At 74.0% G+C, this 16572-nt stretch carries 15 protein-coding genes; 11 read left to right on the forward strand and 4 right to left on the reverse strand.

What is annotated here, in order from left to right:
* From sepH to AB0G13_RS23695, 3 genes are all read right to left on the reverse strand, one after another.
* The coding region (gene sepH, locus AB0G13_RS23685) for a septation protein SepH (RefSeq protein WP_357877965.1) at positions 1-683 on the reverse strand (683 nt) is incomplete at its 3' end.
* Between the two features lie 187 nt (positions 684-870).
* Entirely contained in the window at positions 871-1998 is a 1128-nt protein-coding gene (gene serC, locus AB0G13_RS23690) for a phosphoserine transaminase (RefSeq protein WP_357877968.1), read from the reverse strand.
* Positions 1999-2292: 294 nt separating this feature from the next.
* Positions 2293-3399 (reverse strand): citrate synthase 2, encoded by a 1107-nt coding sequence (locus AB0G13_RS23695; RefSeq protein WP_357877971.1) that lies wholly within the window; start codon positions 3397-3399, stop codon positions 2293-2295.
* A 285-nt stretch (positions 3400-3684) separates the two neighbouring features.
* On the opposite strand from AB0G13_RS23695, the gene pdxH reads away from it, so the two are divergent.
* The 6 genes from pdxH (at position 3685) to AB0G13_RS23725 (ending at position 8637) form a co-directional block, all read left to right on the forward strand.
* The gene (gene pdxH, locus AB0G13_RS23700) at positions 3685-4314 is read left to right on the forward strand and encodes a pyridoxamine 5'-phosphate oxidase (protein ID WP_357878047.1); all 630 of its coding nucleotides are present in this window, start codon (positions 3685-3687) and stop codon (positions 4312-4314) included.
* A complete protein-coding gene (locus tag AB0G13_RS23705; RefSeq protein ID WP_357877974.1) occupies positions 4311-5612 on the forward strand; it encodes an MFS transporter in 1302 nt (433 codons plus the stop codon). The genes pdxH and AB0G13_RS23705 overlap by 4 nt, the downstream gene beginning before the upstream one ends.
* A 52-nt stretch (positions 5613-5664) precedes the next feature.
* Positions 5665-6594: an aldose 1-epimerase family protein gene (locus tag AB0G13_RS23710; RefSeq protein WP_357877977.1), complete on the forward strand. Its 930-nt coding sequence runs from the start codon at positions 5665-5667 to the stop codon at positions 6592-6594.
* 12 nt (positions 6595-6606) lie between these two features.
* Positions 6607-7209: a nitroreductase family protein gene (locus AB0G13_RS23715; RefSeq protein ID WP_357877980.1), complete on the forward strand. Its 603-nt coding sequence runs from the start codon at positions 6607-6609 to the stop codon at positions 7207-7209.
* Positions 7210-7410: 201 nt separating this feature from the next.
* Positions 7411-7716 (forward strand): type II toxin-antitoxin system VapB family antitoxin, encoded by a 306-nt coding sequence (locus AB0G13_RS23720; protein WP_089002310.1) that lies wholly within the window; start codon positions 7411-7413, stop codon positions 7714-7716.
* 153 nt (positions 7717-7869) lie between these two features.
* The gene (locus AB0G13_RS23725) at positions 7870-8637 is read left to right on the forward strand and encodes a DUF4230 domain-containing protein (protein ID WP_357877983.1); all 768 of its coding nucleotides are present in this window, start codon (positions 7870-7872) and stop codon (positions 8635-8637) included.
* Between the two features lie 94 nt (positions 8638-8731).
* Here AB0G13_RS23725 and AB0G13_RS23730 read toward each other — a convergent pair whose 3' ends face one another.
* The gene (locus AB0G13_RS23730) at positions 8732-8938 is read right to left on the reverse strand and encodes a PspC domain-containing protein (RefSeq protein WP_357877986.1); all 207 of its coding nucleotides are present in this window, start codon (positions 8936-8938) and stop codon (positions 8732-8734) included.
* Between the two features lie 310 nt (positions 8939-9248).
* On the opposite strand from AB0G13_RS23730, the gene AB0G13_RS23735 reads away from it, so the two are divergent.
* Genes AB0G13_RS23735 through AB0G13_RS23755 form a run of 5 tightly spaced genes read left to right on the forward strand, consistent with a single transcriptional unit; the run spans position 9249 to position 16536 of the window.
* Positions 9249-10619 (forward strand): L-serine ammonia-lyase, encoded by a 1371-nt coding sequence (locus AB0G13_RS23735; protein WP_357877989.1) that lies wholly within the window; start codon positions 9249-9251, stop codon positions 10617-10619.
* Between the two features lie 59 nt (positions 10620-10678).
* Positions 10679-11506, forward strand: coding sequence for an ABC transporter permease (locus tag AB0G13_RS23740; RefSeq protein ID WP_357877992.1), 828 nt, complete (start codon positions 10679-10681; stop codon positions 11504-11506).
* 2 nt (positions 11507-11508) lie between these two features.
* On the forward strand, positions 11509-12255 hold the full coding sequence (locus tag AB0G13_RS23745) for an ABC transporter ATP-binding protein (protein WP_357877995.1): 747 nt from the start codon (positions 11509-11511) through the stop codon (positions 12253-12255).
* Between the two features lie 41 nt (positions 12256-12296).
* Complete coding sequence (locus AB0G13_RS23750; RefSeq protein ID WP_357878050.1) at positions 12297-14258, forward strand: DUF5941 domain-containing protein; 1962 nt, start codon at positions 12297-12299, stop codon at positions 14256-14258.
* Positions 14259-14274: 16 nt separating this feature from the next.
* The gene (locus AB0G13_RS23755; RefSeq protein ID WP_357877998.1) at positions 14275-16536 is read left to right on the forward strand and encodes a bifunctional glycosyltransferase family 2 protein/CDP-glycerol:glycerophosphate glycerophosphotransferase; all 2262 of its coding nucleotides are present in this window, start codon (positions 14275-14277) and stop codon (positions 16534-16536) included.
* The last annotated feature ends 36 nt before the right edge of the window (positions 16537-16572 follow it).

The following is a 16572-nucleotide window of genomic DNA, read 5'->3' on the forward strand; positions in this document are numbered from 1 at the left end:
GCCGCCGGCAGGCCGTGCCCGCCCCGGCTCGGCTCGCCGCGCGACGGGCCGGGCAGCGCGTGGCCGCCCCGCTCGGGCGCCGGCTCCTGGCCGAGGATCGGGGTGGGCCGCTCGGCGCAGAGGTACTGCGCCATGTCGTCGTGCGGGGTGACCGCCTGCCGGGTCTTGTCGAGATCCCAGATCGCCTGCGCGGTCGCCTTGCCCGAGGGCCAGGTCGCCACGATCCGCCAGGTGCCGTCGTCGCGGCGCCACGCGTCCCAGGAGATCTTCTCGGTGTCGATCCCGTGCTGGGCCAGCCGGCCGTTGACCACCTCGGCGAGCGGGGTGGGCTTCTCCGCGCCCTTCAGCCGGGTGCGTCGGGCGTGCTGGGCGAGCATGGCCCGCTCCTGGAGCACCGGGCCGGCGTAGCGCAGCACGCGGTCGACCGGCACGCCGGCGATCCGGGCGACGTCCTCGGCGGACTCGCCGGAGCGGATCTTCGCCTGGATGTCCCGTGGGGAGAGTGAGGGCACCGGGTCGGCGCTGGTCGCCGGGGCCACCGCGAGCGGCGGGGCGCCGGGCTCGGCGTGCAACGCGCCGGCGATCCGCTCGTCGATGGGCAGGGCGAGCAGTCGCCCGACCTCGTCGGCGAGCACCAGGGCCTGGCCGTCCTCGGAGAGGGCGACGAAGCGTACTGGGCGCATGGCGTTGCCTCCGTCCCGCTTCGCTGGCCGTCACGCCACGAGCCGGCCACCCGGGCGTCCTCGCACCACCGTACGCGCATCTGCCCGAAGGTGGGGGATGCGACACCCGCATGTCGCGACTGAGCTGCGACGATGATCACGGTCGGTGGCCGGCGGACGCGCCGGCGGCCACCGACCGTGACGGCGGTCAGAGTCGCTCGACCACGTAGTCGATCGACGCGGTCAGGGCCTCGACGTCGGCCGGCTCGACGGCCGGGAAGAGCGCGACGCGAAGCTGGTTGCGGCCAAGCTTCCGGTACGGCTCGGTGTCCACGATGCCGTTGGCGCGCAGCGCCTTGGCGATCGCGGTGGCGTCGACGGAGTCGGCGAAGTCGATGGTGGCGACCACGTTGGAGCGCAGCGCCGGGTCGGTGACGAACGGCGTCGCCACCTCGGAGCGCTCCGCCCAGCCGTACACGATCGCGGCGCTCTCGGCCGTGCGCTTGGCCGCCCAGGCCAGCCCGCCCTGGGAGTTCATCCAGTCGGTCTGCTCGGCGGCCAGGAAGATGGTGGCCAGCGCCGGGGTGTTGTAGGTCTGCTCCAGCCGCGAGTTGTCGATCGCGGTGACCAGGTCGAGGAAGGCCGGGATGTAGCGGCCGGACGCCTTGATCTCGCCGGCCCGCTCCAGCGCGGCCGGGGACATCAGGGCCAGCCACAGGCCGCCGTCGGAGCCGAAGCACTTCTGCGGGGCGAAGTAGTAGACGTCGGTCTCGCCGACGTTGACGTCCAGGCCGCCCGCGCCGGAGGTGGCGTCGACCAGCAGCAGCGAGCCGGGGTCGGCGCCGGCCACCCGGGCGATCGGCACCGCGACACCCGTCGAGGTCTCGTTGTGCGGGGTGGCGTAGACGTCCACCCCGGCCTCGGCGGTCAGGGTGGGCGCGGTGCCGGCCTCCGACTTGCGGACGGTGGGCTCGCCGAGGAACGGGGCGTCCTTGACGGACTTGGCGAACTTCGCGCCGAACTCGCCGAAGCTGGCGAACTGCGCCCGGTCCCGGACGAGGCCGAACGTCGCGACCTCCCAGAACGCCGTGGTGCCGCCGTTGCCGAGCACCACCTCGTAGCCCTCGGGGAGGGAGAAGAACTCGGCGATGCCGCGGCGCAGCCGGGCCACCTGGTCACGGACGGTCTTCTGCCGGTGCGAGGTGCCCAGGTAGCTGGTCGCCACGTCGGTGAGGGCGGAGACCGCCGCCGGACGGACCTTGGACGGCCCGCAGCCGAACCTCCCGTCGGCGGGCTTGAGGTCGTCGGGAATCCGGATGGTCGGTGCGTCAGCCACGGTTGTCGAGATCCTTCCGCATGGGCGAGAGCGGGCCCGGTGTTCAGGCGGGCGCGGATCGACGGCGGACGCGCGCTCAGGCGCACGACGTGGCCGGGACCCGGGCCCGGTCCGGCGACACTGCCGGCCTTCATCCTCCCACCCGGATCGGCCGCTCCGGCCGCTGGTCCCACCTGCGGCCTTGAGGCGTACGCCACAACCGGCGCCCGGGTGTCGCGGCCCGCTGTGCCCACACGCACAAAGGGGCCCTCCCCGGCGCCGGGCGACGGGAAGGGCCCCTTCTCACGTTGTCTGTCAGACGCCGTGCGGGATGGCGTTCCAGCCCTCGACGTCGCTCGGCTTGCGGGTGCCCGGGCCGACGTAGCGGGCCGACGGGCGGACCAGCCGCTGGAGCTTCTTCTGCTCCAGGATGTGCGCGCTCCAGCCGCCCATCCGGGCGCAGGTGAACATGGAGGTGAACATGTGCGCCGGCACCTCGGCGAAGTCCAGCACCACGGCCGACCAGAACTCGACGTTGGTGGCGAGCACCCGGTCCGGCCGGCGGGCCTGGAGCTCGGCCAGGGCGGCCTTCTCCAGCGCCTCGGCGATCTCGAAGCGCGGCGCGCCCAGCTCCTTGGCGGTGCGGCGGAGCACCCGGGCGCGCGGGTCCTCGGCCCGGTAGACGCGGTGGCCGAAGCCCATCAGCCGCTCGCCCCGGTCGAGGACGCCCTTGACGTAGCCCTCGGCGTCGCCGCTGCGCTCGACCGCCTCCAGCATGCTGAGCACGCGGGACGGGGCGCCGCCGTGCAGCGGGCCGGAGAGGGCGCCGATGCCGGAGGAGATGCAGGCCGCGGCGTCGGCGCCGGTGGAGGCGACGATCCGGGCGGTGAAGGTGGAGGCGTTCAGGCCGTGCTCGGCGGCCGAGATGAAGTAGGCGTCGACGGCCTTGACGTGCCGCGGGTCCGGCTCGCCCCGCCAGCGCTTCATGAAGCGCTCGACGATGGTGGACGCCTTGTCGATCTCCTTCTGCGGCACCGCCGGCAGGCCCAGGCCGCGCGCCGACTGGGCGACGAAGGAGAGCGCGGTGACCGACACCCGGGCGAGGTCCTCGCGGGCCTGCTCGTCGGAGATGTCGAGCAGCTGGCTGAGACCCCAGTACGGGGCCAGCATCGCGACCGCGGACTGCACGTCCACCCGGATGTCGCCGGAGTGCACCGGCACCGGGAACGGCTCCGCCGGCGGCAGGCCCGGGCCGAACCGCCCGTCGACCAGCAGCGCCCAGACGTTGCCGAAGGAGACCTGGCCGATCAGATCCTCGATGTCGACCCCGCGATAGCGCAGCGCGCCGCCCTCGCGGTCGGGTTCGGCGATCTCGGTCTCGAAGGCTACGACGCCCTCCAGCCCGGGTTTGAAATCGGCCATGTCGCTCTCCTGGATCTGCTCGGTGCGCCCGCCCGGGGCTTCGGTCCCGGCCCAGCCGGGCGAGCGCCTTAGGCGACCCTCAGGGATGTGTTCGTGACATCTTGCCTGCTGGGTAACCGGATCCGCGACCCACTGCGACTGTGCCGCACACGACATCCCCGGTCCGGAAGCCCCGGGCCGCGTCGGTGACACTGGGCGGTACGGGCTGGCCTGCGTCGCAGGGGGTGGGCCGGGTCGACGAGGAGGAGAGGCAACGTGACGGGGGACACAGTCCGGCCAGCGGCGATGCGTAACGAGTACGCCGCGGAGCTGGGCCTTTCCGAGGCGGACCTGGCCGCCGACTGGCACGGCCAGTTCGACCGCTGGTTCGCCGACGCGGTGGCCGCCGGGCTGCCCGAACCGAACGCGATGGTGGTCGGCACCGCCGACGCCGCGGGCCGGCCGAGCGCGCGGACCGTGCTGCTGAAGGGGTACGACCCGGAGGGCTTCGTCTTCTTCACCAACTACGGGTCCCGCAAGGGCGCCGAGGCGGCCGTCAACCCGTACGCGAGCCTCGTCTTCCCCTGGTTCCCGATGCAGCGGCAGGTGGTGGTGGCCGGCCGGGTCGAGCGGGTCGACCGGGCGGAGACGGAGGCGTACTTCGCCAGCCGGCCGCGCGGCTCCCAGCTCGGTGCCTGGGCCAGCACCCAGTCCCGGGTGATCCCCGACCGGGCCGTGCTGGACGAGGCGTACCGGGCGGCGGCGGAGCGGTTCGCCGAGGTCGCGCCGATCCCCGCCCCGCCGCACTGGGGCGGGCTGCGGGTGCGGCCGGAGTCGGTGGAGTTCTGGCAGGGCCGGGTCAGCCGGCTGCACGACCGGCTGCGGTTCCGGCTCACCGGGACCGGGCAGTGGACCGTCGAGCGGCTGGCGCCGTGACCCAGCTCAAGGACTCGCGGCCGGGCGGGCTGCGCCGGTTCGCGATCGACGTGCGCCCGCTGGCCGTGCCGGCGTACCGGCGGATGTGGCTGGGCAACGGCATCGCGATGTTCGGCATCCAGCTCACCGCGGTCGCCGTGCCGGTGGAGATGTACGCGCTGACCGGCAGCTCGCTCTGGGTCGGCCTGATCGGGATCGCGGCGTTCATACCGCTGCTGGTATTCGGGCTCTGGGGCGGCGCGGTGGCCGACGCGCACGACCGGCGCAAGGTGCTGCTGGGGACCGCGGCGGTGCTCTGGACCGCCACGTTCGGCCTGGTGGTGCAGGCGGTGCTCGGGATCGGCAGCCCGCTGCTGCTGCTCGTCCTGGTGGCGGTGCAGTCGATCGCCTTCGCGATCAGCTCGCCCACCCGCAACGCGGTCCTGCCCCGGCTGGTGCCCGCGGAGCTGGTGCCGGCGGCCACCACGCTGAACTTCACCACCTTCACGGCCGCCTCGGTGTTCGGCCCGCTGGTCGCCGGCCTGATCTTCGCCGCGTGGGGCACCGACCTCGGCCTGCCGATCGCGTACGCGGCCGACGCCGTGCTCTACGCGGTCGCCGTCTGGGCGACGGTGAAGCTGCCGGCCATGCCGCCGGAGCCGGACCCGGACGCGTCCGCCGCCCCACGGCGGGCCGGGCTGGCCAGCATCGTCGACGGCCTGCGCTACCTGGCCACCACCCCGGTGCTGATGCTCTCCTTCGTCATCGACCTGATCGCGATGGTGCTGGCGATGCCCCGGGCGCTCTTCCCGGAGATCGCCGAGTCCCGGTTCGGCGGCGGCGCGGCGGTCGGCTGGCTCTACAGCGCGATCGCGGCGGGCGCGATGCTCGGCGGGTTGACCTCCGGGTGGATCGGGCGGCTGCGCCGGCAGGGGCTGGTGCTGGTGGCGGCGGTGGTCGGCTGGGGGCTGGCGATCGCGGCGGCCGGGCTGGCCGGCCAGCTCTGGCTGATGGTCCTGCTGCTCGCGGTGGCCGGGGCGGCCGACCTGGTCAGCGCGGTGCTGCGGCAGTCGATGCTGCTGGTCTACGCGCCGGACCGGATGCGCGGGCGGTTGATGGGCGTCAACACGGTGGTCATCGCCGGGGGCCCGCGCCTGGGCGACCTGCGGGCCGGCGCGGTGGCGGCCGGTTTCGGCGGCGGCGTCGCCTGGGTCGGCGGCGGGCTGGCCGCGGCGGGGCTCGCGGTGCTGCTCGCGGTGGCGTTCCCGGTGCTGCTGCGCTACCGGGCGACGGCCCCCGCCGGCGGTGACCGGGCGTGACGGGTTCGGCCGGGGCGAGCGACGGCGATGGGGAGCCGTTAGGGTCCCCCGCATGGACACCCCCGACCAGCGTCCGCCCTCGGGCGCACAGTGGACCATTTCGGCCGCCGGCCACGAGGCCGTCATCGTGGAGGTGGGCGGTGGGGTCCGGACATACCGGCACGACGGGACCGACCACCTGGACGGGTACGACGCCGACGAGATCTGCCCCGGCTGCGCGGGGCAGGTGTTGGCTCCCTGGCCGAACCGGATCCGCGACGGGCTCTACACCTTCGGCGAGCGGTCGTTGCAGCTCACGCTCAGCGAGCCGGACCGGGGCGTGGCCATCCACGGGCTGGTCAACTGGGTGCCGTGGCGGCTGGTGGAGCAGTCGTCCGACGCGGTGACCGTCGGCTACGACCTGCCGCCGCAGCCGGGCTACCCGTGGCCGCTGCGGCTGCGCACCCGGTGGAGCGTCGGCCCGGACGGGTTGCGCGCGGAACACGAGGCGACGAACCTCGGCGCCGAGCCCGCGCCGTTCGGCTTCGCCGTGCACCCGTACCTGCGGGTGCCCGGGGTGGCGGTGGACGACCTGTCGATGCGGCTGCCGGCCCGGACGCGGTTGCAGGTGGACGGGCGGCTGCTGCCGATCGGGGGCACCCCGGTCGCCGGCACCGAGTACGACTGGACCAGCCCCCGCCGGATCGGCGGCGCCCGGCTCGACCTCGCCTTCGGCGACGTGATCCGCGACGACGACGGCGGCTCGGTGGTCAGCCTGGCCGCCCCGGACGGTGCGGCGGGCGTGCGGATCTGGGCGGACCGGGAGTTCGGCTGGTGGCAGGTGTTCACCGGCGACGCCCTGCCCGGCGAGCGGCGACGCCGTTCCGTGGCGGTGGAGCCGATGACCTGCCCGCCGGACGCGTTCCGCTCGGGTCGGGACGTGATCACCCTGAAGCCGGGCGCGACCTGGCGGGGTGTCTGGGGCGTACGGCCCGGGGTCTGAGCGGGGGAGCGCATGGAGTTCAGCGAGGTCGTCCGGCGGCGCCGGATGGTGCGCAACTACGACCCGGACCGTCCCGTCCCGCCCGACGTGGTGGAGCGGCTGCTCGACCACGCGGTCCGCGCGCCGTCGGCCGGCTTCGCCCAGGGCTGGGGTTTCCTGGTGCTGGAGACGCCGGAGGACCGGGAGCGGTTCTGGACGGCGACCACCCCGGGCGGCGGCGGTCGGGAGCGGTGGCTGGCGGGGATGTGCCGGGCCCCGCTGATCGTCGTCCCGCACGCGAACCGGTCGGCCTATCTGGAGCGGTACGCGGAACCCGACAAGGGCTGGGCGGACCGCTCGACGGAGCGCTGGCCGGTGCCCTACTGGTACGTGGACACCGGCTTCGCCGCCCTGCTGATGTTGCTGACCGCCGTGGACGAGGGGCTGGGGGCGTGCTTCTTCGGCATCCCCGCGCCGCGCCTCGACGCGTACCGGGAGGCGTTCGGGGTGCCGCGGGAGTACGAGCCCGTCGGGGCCGTCACGGTGGGTTATCGTGCGCCTGACCACCGGTCACCGTCGCTGCGGCGGGGACGTCGCCCGGTGGACGAGGTGGTCCGGCGCGGGCGGTGGAGCTGACCGGCTCCGGAAGCCTCGTCAGGTGTTTCGTCCGGTGGCGAACCGGACGGCGGGTGATGAAACTGGCATCAGGGAGCAGAACGCGGCGTGGTGCAGCCGGCTACGCTGGCACGGTCATCGGTGCCGCGGGTCGCGGTGCCGCGCCGCGACCCGACCCGGTGTCGTGGGCCGGCCCGGCCAGGGGGAGGGGAGCGTGCCGTCGTGATCTTCAGAGCGGTCCGGGACGGGCGTCCCTACCCGGAGCACAACCTGACGCTCAAGCAGTGGGCGGAGATCCCGCCGAGGCCGCTGCGCCTGGATCAGTTGATCACCACCAAGCGCGAGCTGGCGCTGGACAAGCTCCTCGCCGAGGACTCCACCTTCTACGGCGACCTGTTCCCGCACGTCGTGCAGTGGAACGGCGGGCTCTACCTGGAGGACGGGCTGCACCGCGCCCTGCGGGCGGCGCTCCAGCAGCGCAACCAGATCCACGCCCGGGTGCTCGTCCTCTCCGGGCCGATCGAGTGAGCGCGGTCCGCCGGCTGGCCGACCCGTCCTGACCTGCGGTTTCGCCGGATCGGCGCGGCGGTTGCGCCCGGTGGGCTCCTTCGACGAGCGGCTGTCGCACAGGAGCCGTACCGTCATCCTCAGACGACGTGTCTGACGAGGACGGTGAGGGCCATGGCCCGCGACGGTGACATCAACGAGCCCACTAGGGAGTTCCCCGGCTATCCGACCGGCGAGGCGCTCAAGGAGCGGTCGGCTGTCACATCGCAGCCGGAGCCGGGTGCGCCGCCGCCGCCGGCGGGCGGGCCCGCCCGCGGCCTGCTCTGGGTGCTCGGCGCGGCGGCGCTGGCGGTGGTGGTGCTGCTCGGCGTGCAGGCCACCGGCCTGCTGCCGGACTTCCGTAACCCGTTCGCCAAGGAGCAGACCGACCGCAGCCAGCCGCCGCTGCTCAAGTCGATCCAGGATCTCAGCCGCTACGTGGCGGCCGAGGGCAACTTCCAGGTGGTCGTCGATCTCCAGAACGACCGGCGGAACGTGCCCGACTGGCTGCTCAGCCAGCGCACCCTCTTCGTCGGGGCGGGCAGCGTCGAGGCGTACGTCGACTTCGCCAAGATCTCCGAGGGCGCGGTGGTCGAGTCGGCCGACGGCAAGTCGGTGGAGATCAGGCTGCCGGCGCCGCAGCTCGGCAAGACCAACCTCGACCTGGAGAAGAGCTACGTCTTCGCCGAGGAGCGCGGGCTGCTCAACCGGGTCGGCGAGCTGGTGAAGGGCGATCCCAACCGCCAGCAGCAGGTCTACCAGCTCGCCGAGGAACGGATCACCACCGCCGCCCGCGACAGCGGCCTGACCCAGCGGGCGGAGGAGAACACCCGCAAGATGCTGGAGGGGCTGCTCCGCTCCCTCGGCTACGAGAAGGTGACGGTCACCTACACCGCCCCGTGACGGCGGAGCCCACCGACGCGACGGCGCCCGCCCCGGTCGACGGGACGGGCGCCTGCGCGTGTTCGCCCCCGTGGCCGGCGGGAGCGGGGTGGGCTCAGTAGCGGGTGGCGGCGTGGCGGTCCTCGTTCGGCATCAGGACCCAGAGGACCAGGTAGACGATCACCTGGGTGCCGGGCAGCAGCAGCGACAGCAGGAACAGCAGCCGGATGAAGCCGGCCGACCTGCCGAAACGCTGGGCCAGGCCGGCGCAGACGCCGGCGATCATGCGCCCCTGACGGGGGCGGACCAGTTTGCGACTCATCGTCGTACTCCCACTCTGCGGCGTTCGCCGCCTCTGCCTCAACGGTAGGAAGGGGTGGCCACCGCGCCCTCGGTCGCGAGGAGGATCGGCGGCGCGCGTACCCGTAGGTGGTTACCCGGGAACCGGCCCCGCGACGCCCCGGCCCGCCGGAGCGGGACGGCCGGCGGGAACGACGGGCAGGAGCTGAGCTGGGCGGGTAGGCTCGCCGGTCGGGCACCCACACCCCCCGAATGCCGGACGGCCGCCCGGAGCGGGTCGGCCACGACCGGGCCGGAAACCCACGAGGGTGCGACGGCGAGGAAGTGCAGCCATGATCAGCGTTTTCGACCTCTTCAGCGTCGGCATCGGGCCGTCCAGCTCCCACACGGTGGGGCCGATGCGGGCCGCCCGCACCTTCGCCGCCGGGCTCAAGGCCGACGGGTTGCTGACCGGCACGGTACGGGTGCAGGCGGAGCTCTTCGGCTCGCTCGGCGCCACCGGGCACGGCCACGGCAGCGACCGGGCCGTGCTGCTCGGGCTGGCCGGCGAGGCCCCGGAGACCGTCGACACCGACACGGTCGACGCGCGGATCACCCGGATCCGCGCCGAGCGCCGGTTGAGCCTGCTCGACGCACACGAGATCGACTTCGACCCGGACCGCGACCTGGTGCTGCACCGGCGCCGGTCGCTGCCGTACCACCCCAACGGGATGACCTTCGCCGCGTACGACGACAGGGGCGCGGAGCTGCGGGTACGGACGTACTACTCGGTCGGCGGCGGGTTCGTGGTGGACGAGGCGGCGGCCGGGGCGGACCGGATCAAGCCGGACGCCACGCGGGTGCGGCACCCGTTCCTCACCGGCGCGCAACTGCTCGACGTGACCACGTCGACGGGGTTGTCGATCAGCGAGGTGATGCTCGCCAACGAGCTCTCCTGGCGCAGCGAGGGCGAGGTGCGCGCCGGCCTGCTGGAGATCTGGCGGGTGATGCGGGAGTGCGTCGAGCGCGGCTGCTCGCGCGACGGGGTGCTGCCCGGCGGCCTGAAGGTGCGCCGCCGCGCGGCCGAGCTGCGCCGCAGCCTGGAGACGGAGTCCGACCCCGCCGACCCGCTGCGGGCGATGGACTGGGTGACCCTCTTCGCCCTGGCCGTCAACGAGGAGAACGCGGCCGGCGGCCGGGTGGTCACCGCGCCGACCAACGGGGCGGCCGGGATCATCCCGGCGGTGCTGCACTACTACACCCGGTTCTCCCCGGGCGCCTCCGAGGAGGGGGTGGTCCGGTTCCTGCTGGCGGCGGGCGCGATCGGCGTGCTGTTCAAGGAGAACGCCTCGATCTCCGGCGCGGAGGTGGGCTGTCAGGGCGAGGTGGGCTCGGCCTGCTCGATGGCCGCCGCCGGGCTGGCCGAGGCGCTGGGCGGCACCCCCGAGCAGGTGGAGAACGCCGCCGAGATCGGCATGGAGCACAACCTCGGGCTGACCTGCGACCCGGTCGGGGGTCTGGTGCAGATCCCCTGCATCGAGCGGAACGCGGTGGCTAGCATCAAGGCGATCACGGCCGCCCGGCTGGCGCTGCGCGGCGACGGGGTGCACCACGTCTCGCTGGACAAGGTCATCAAGACCATGCGCGAGACCGGCGCGGACATGAAGGTCAAATACAAGGAGACGGCGCGCGGCGGACTGGCCGTCAACGTGATCGAGTGCTGAGGGAGCGTTCGTTCACCGACTGCTAACCTGTCGAGCGTTCGGTGAGGCGGGAGGCGGCGGTGACCTCTGGCGTCGCGGCGTTGTGGTCGCACCGCACCTCGCTGCGCATCCTCGTCAGGCGCGACCTCGCCGTGAAGTACCAGCAGTCCGTGCTCGGGTACCTCTGGTCGCTGATCGAGCCCCTCGGCATGGGGGCGATCTACTGGTTCGTCTTCGGGGTCCTCTACTCCCGGGACACCAACCGCCACCTCGGTGACGCGGCCGACTCGTACCCGCTGTTCCTGCTCACCGGGATCTTCGCCTGGATGTGGACCAGTTCGGCGCTGAGCGAGGCGACCAACGCGCTGACCGGCCAGGCCCGGCTGATCACGACCATGAACGTGCCGCGGCAGGTCTTCCCGATCGGCCGGGTCACCGGCCGCTTCGCCGAGTACGCCGCCGGCCTGCCGATCCTGCTCGCCGTCGCCGTCTGGTACGCCGCGTCCGGCCGGGTCGAGCTGGGCTGGTCGCTGCTGGCCCTGCCGCTCGCGGTGGCGGTGCAGGCCGTCCTGCTGGTCGGGCTGGCGCTGCTGCTCTCGGCGGTCAACGTGCTGATGCGCGACGTCGAGCGCTTCATGCGGCTGGTCATCCGGGTGCTCTTCTACGCCACCCCGATCATCTATCCGCTGAGCCTCGTGCGGGACGCCGACCTGCCGGGCTGGCTGAAGGTCGCCTACGAGCTGAACCCGCTGGTCGGCATCTTCCAGCTGCACCACGCGGTCTGGTACCCGGACGAGTTCCCCGACGCCCGGCTGCTCGCCACCGCCGTCGGCGTCAGCCTGCTGGTGCTGGCCGCCGGCTGGTGGTCGTTCCGCCGGCTCGAACCCGCCGTGCTCAAGGAACTGTAGGGATGGCCGACCCGATCATCGCGGCGGAGGGGCTCGGCATCCGGTTCGTCCGCAACCGGCGGCGGCAGCTGCGGCTGCGGGAGCTGTTCATCCACCGGGGGCGGCGCGGCGCGGACGACGGCCGGTTCTGGCCGCTGCGGGACGTGTCGTTCTCGGTCCGGGCCGGGGAGACCGTCGGTGTGGTGGGCCGCAACGGCACCGGCAAGAGCACCCTGCTGCGGCTGATCGCCGGCGTGCTCATCCCCGACGAGGGCCGGATCCGGGTGCGCGGGGACGTCGCGCCGCTGCTGGAGCTCTCCGCCGGGTTCTCCAACGACCTGACCGGGCGGGAGAACCTCTACCTGGTCGGCGGCCTGCACGGGCTCCCCGCGGGCTACCTGCGGCGGCACTTCGACGACATCGTCTCGTTCGCCGGTGAGCAGGTGGAACGGGCCATCGACACGTCGGTGCGGCACTACTCGTCCGGCATGAAGGTCCGGCTCGGCTTCGCCATCATCTCGCACCTGCCGCACCCGATCCTGCTCATGGACGAGGTGACCGCGGTCGGGGACGAGGAGTTCCGCAAGAAGTGTTATGCGACGATCGACCGTCTGCTCGGGGAGGGGCGCACTCTGGTGCTGGTGTCACACAACGAAAAGGACCTGACCCGGTTCTGCCGTCGGGGGCTCTACCTCGACGGGGGCCGGCTGAGCGTCGACGGCACGATCGCCGAGGCGCTCCACGCGTACCAGGCCGCGGTTCCGCGGTGACGCTCGCGATCGTGCTCGCCGCCGACGCCCCGGCCGCGAGCCTGCCGACCCGCTCGGGCGAACCCCTCGCCGACCGGCTGGCCGACCAGCTCCGTCGCGCCGGGGCGGACGAGGTGCGCCACGCCGCCGACCTGGACGAGCTGGCCGCTCTCGTCGACGCGGCCACTCACCCGGTGCTCGTCACCGGCGCCGACCTGGTCGCGCACACCGCCGTCCTGCGGCACCTGGCCACCAGCCCCGTCGGGCCGACGGTCGCGCTGGTGCTCACCGACCCGCCCGGCGACGGCCGCACGGCCGTGCGCGAGGAGCGCGGCCAGGTGGTCGAGGCCGGGCCGCCCGAGGCGCTGGACGGCGGGGCCACCGGCGTCTTCGGCGGCGCGCTGCGGGTCGGCGTCGACCACCTGCCCGCGCTCGCCGCCGCCGCGCGCGCGGCCACCGCCGGGGTGGTGCCCGCGGGCGCCCCGTCGGCCGCCGCGCCGCCGGTGGCCGGGCCCGCCGTGGACCGGCTCTTCGCGGGCCTCACCGGGCTCGGCACGCTGACCTTCGCCCAGCGCGTACGCCTGCTCGTCGCGCACCGGGTGGGCGACCCGGCGGGGCTGGCCGCCGCGGAGGCGGCCGTGGCCGCCGTCGACGAGGACCGGGCCGAGCTGAGGCTCTCGGTCAAGGAGCGGGACGACTTCTTCACCACCTTCTTCGTCAGCACCTGGTCGCCGTACGTGACGAAGGCGTCGGCGAAGCTCGGGCTCGGCCCCACGGCCGTCACGATGATCTCGGTGGCGTTCGCGGTGGCCGCCGCCGTGCTCTTCGGCACGGGCGGCCGGCTGGCGCTGGTCGCCGGGGCGGTGCTGCTCTACCTCGGCTTCGTGCTGGACTGCGTGGACGGCCAGCTCGCCCGCTACACCCGGCACTTCAGCGCCTGGGGCGGCTGGCTGGACACCATGGCCGACCGGGCGAAGGAGTACGTGGTCTACGCGGGCCTCGGCTACGGGGCCACCCAGGCCGGTTTCCGGTACGGCTGGGCGCTGGCGATCGCCGCGATCACCCTGCAGACCGTCCGGCACATGACCGACACCTGGTACGGCGTGCTGCACGACGAGGCGGCCCGCCGGCCGAAGGCGGTCGGCACCGCCGGCGGCGGCATCGGCGACAAGCTGAACGCCGCCTCCAACCGGGTGCAGGCCGACACGGGCTCGCTGTCGTACTGGCTGAAGCGGACGGTGGTCTTCCCGATCGGGGAGCGGTGGGCGCTGATCGCGATCACCGTGGCGCTGTTCGGCCCGCTGGTCAGCCTGTACGCGGTGCTCGGCTGGGGGGTGCTGGCCTTCGCGTACACCGGGGCGCTGCGCACGCTGCGGGCCCGCTGGATGCGGGTGCCGGTGCTGGACACGGTCGACGCCAGCCTGCACCGCGACGACGGGCCGCTGGCCGCCCGGTTCCCGGTGGCCCGCCGGCCGGGGCCGCTGACGCTGGCGGTCCTGGCCGCGCTGCCGGCGGCGATCATGCTGCTCGTCGCGCTGCGCGGGGGCGACGCCGCCCCGCCGCCCCGGTGGACGCTGCTGCTCGCCCTGGCGGGGCTGCTGCTCGCCGGCGGCGGGGCGCGAGCGAGGCACGACGGGCCGCTGGACTGGCTGGTCCCGGCGGCGCTGCGGGCGGGCGAGTACCTCTTCGCCATCGCGGTCGGGGTGGTCGGCGACGTGCCGGCGTGGCTGATCTTCGGGTACGTCTTCGTGCTGACCCTGCACCACTACGACCTGACGGCGCGGCTGGAGAAGCGGCAGTCCGCCCCGCCGCTGCACGGCGGCACGCTGGGCTGGGAGGGTCGGTCGGTCCTGCTGGCCGTGGCGGCGATCGTCGGTTTTGCGGGTATCGGGATGGCTACACTCGGTACGTACCTTCTCGTGGTTTTCGTGGGGAGTGTCGCCCTCGCCTGGGTCGTCCTGCCCGCCCGCGCCGCGCGGGCGTCGGCGGGCCTGGTCGGTGCGGGAGGTCGCTCGCCGGGCTGACGACAGGGGCCGGCCGATGACACTGATCAGCTTCGTCGTGCCGGCCTACCGGGTGCAGGGCTACCTGCGCGAATGCCTGGACTCCATCCTCGGCCAGCCGGTCGCCGACATCGAGGTGATCGGCGTCGACGACTGCTCGCCGGACGACAGCGGCGAGATCCTCGCCGAGTACGCGGCCCGCGACCGGCGGATGCACGCCGTCCGGCTGCCGGAGAACGTCGGGCTCGGTCCGGCCCGCAACGTCGGGCTGGACCGGGCCGTCGGGGAGTACGTCTGGTTCGTCGACGGCGACGACTGGCTCGCCCCGGAGTGCCTCGCCGAGGTGGTCGAGCGCCTCCGCGCGACCCGCCCCGACGTGCTTCTGGTCGACCACGTCCGGACCCACTGGAACAACGCCGCCAGCCGCAGCGCGATGGCGGAGGTGTTCCCGGAGCCGCCCGGCGAGGACACCTTCCGGCTGCGGGACCGGCCCGAGACGCTGCGGCTGCTGCACACCGCCTGGAACCGGCTGGTCCGCCGGCAGTTCCTGCTCGATGAGGGGCTGCGCTTCGCCCCCGGCTGGTACGAGGACGTCTCGTTCAGCTACCCGGTGCTGATGGCCGCCGAGCGGATCGGCGTGCTGGACCGGGTCTGCGTCAACTACCGGCAGCGCCGGACCGGGGCGATCACCAGGACCAGGGGCGAACGGCACTTCGAGGTCTTCCACCAGTGGCACCGGGTGTTCCGGCTGATGGACGCCTGGGGGCCGGCGGTCGACGACCTGCGCCCCGCGCTGTTCGAGCGGATGATCTGGCACTACCTGACCGTGCTCGGCAACGGGGAACGGCTCGACCCCGAGCTGCGGCCGGCCTTCTTCGCCCAGATCACCGCCGACCACGCGCGCTGGCTGCCGGCCGGCGGCTACCCGGCGCCGGGGGGCGCCGAGGGGCTCAAGCACCGGCTGGTGGCCGCCGGCCGCTGGCGTACGTTCAGCGCGCTGCGGGCCGCCTACCGGGCGCGGGACGTGGCCCGGCGTGCCGCGCGGAGCACGAAGCGGCGGGTCGCGCCTCCGGCCCGGCTGGCCGCGCGGCTGGCCCGGGACACCCTGCTGCGGGAGTACTACCGGGCCGAGTTGCGCCGGCCGGTCGACCCGACGCTGGCCGTCTACGCGGCCTACTGGTACCGCGGGTACTCGGACAACCCGGCGGCCGTCTTCGAGGCGGCCCGGCGGCTGGCGCCGCAGATCCGCGGCGTGTGGATCGTCCGGCGGGACCGGGTGCACACCGTGCCGGAGGGCGTCGCGTACGTGGTCGCCGGCACGCCCGCGTACTACCGGGCGTTGGCCCGGGCGCGGTGGCTGGTCAACAACGTCAACTTCCCGGACTTCGTGCGCAAGCGGCCGGGCACGGTGCACGTGCAGACCCACCACGGCACGCCGGTGAAGGTGATGGGCCTGGACCAGCAGCGGTACCCGATCGGCGCGGTCGGCATGGACTTCGCCGGGCTGCTGCGCCGGGTGGACCGGTGGGACTACAGCATCAGCGCGAACAGCTTCTCCAGCCAGATGTGGGAGCGCGCGTACCCGGCCGCGTACACCACGCTGGAGGTCGGCTACCCGCGCAACGACCGGCTGGTCACCGCGACCGCCGAGGAGGTGGCCCGGCTGCGCGCCGGGTTCGGCCTCGGGCCCGGTGAACAGGTCGTCCTGTACGCCCCGACGCACCGCGAGCACCTGCCCGGCTACCGGCCGCCGTTCGACCCGGAGCGGCTGCTCGACGTGCTCGGCCCGGCCGGCCGGCTGCTGGTGCGCAGCCACTACTTCCACGACCGGGACCGCCGCGCCCGGCGCCCGGCGGACCGGGACCGGGTACGCGACGTCAGCGGCCACCCGCGCGTCGAGGACCTCTACCTCGTGGCGGACGTGCTGGTCACGGACTACTCCTCGGCGATGTTCGACTACGCCGTGCTGGACCGGCCGATCGTCGTCTACGCGCCCGACTGGGAGGCGTACCGGCTGGCCCGCGGCGTCTACTTCGACGTGACCGCGGAGCCGCCGGGCGCGGTGGCGACCAGCTTCGCCGACCTGCTGGACCTGTTCCGCGCCGGCGGGGTCGACTCCGAGGCGGCGCGCAAGGCCCGGCAGCGGTTCCGGGCCCGGTTCTGCGCGCTCGACGACGGCCACGCCGCCGAGCGGGTGGTCCGTCGGGTCTTCCTCGGCGAGGAGTCCGCGGACGGCCGGCCGGCGCGCGGAGTCGGCATGCGGACCCCGCAGCGGCGGGCGGAAGGAAGTATCCCCTGACGGAGGGCCTCGTCCCGCCGGGTGGGCGTCACAGGG

This window comes from Micromonospora sp. NPDC023633 (genome assembly GCF_040640035.1).
In the GTDB taxonomy this organism is placed as follows: domain Bacteria; phylum Actinomycetota; class Actinomycetes; order Mycobacteriales; family Micromonosporaceae; genus Micromonospora.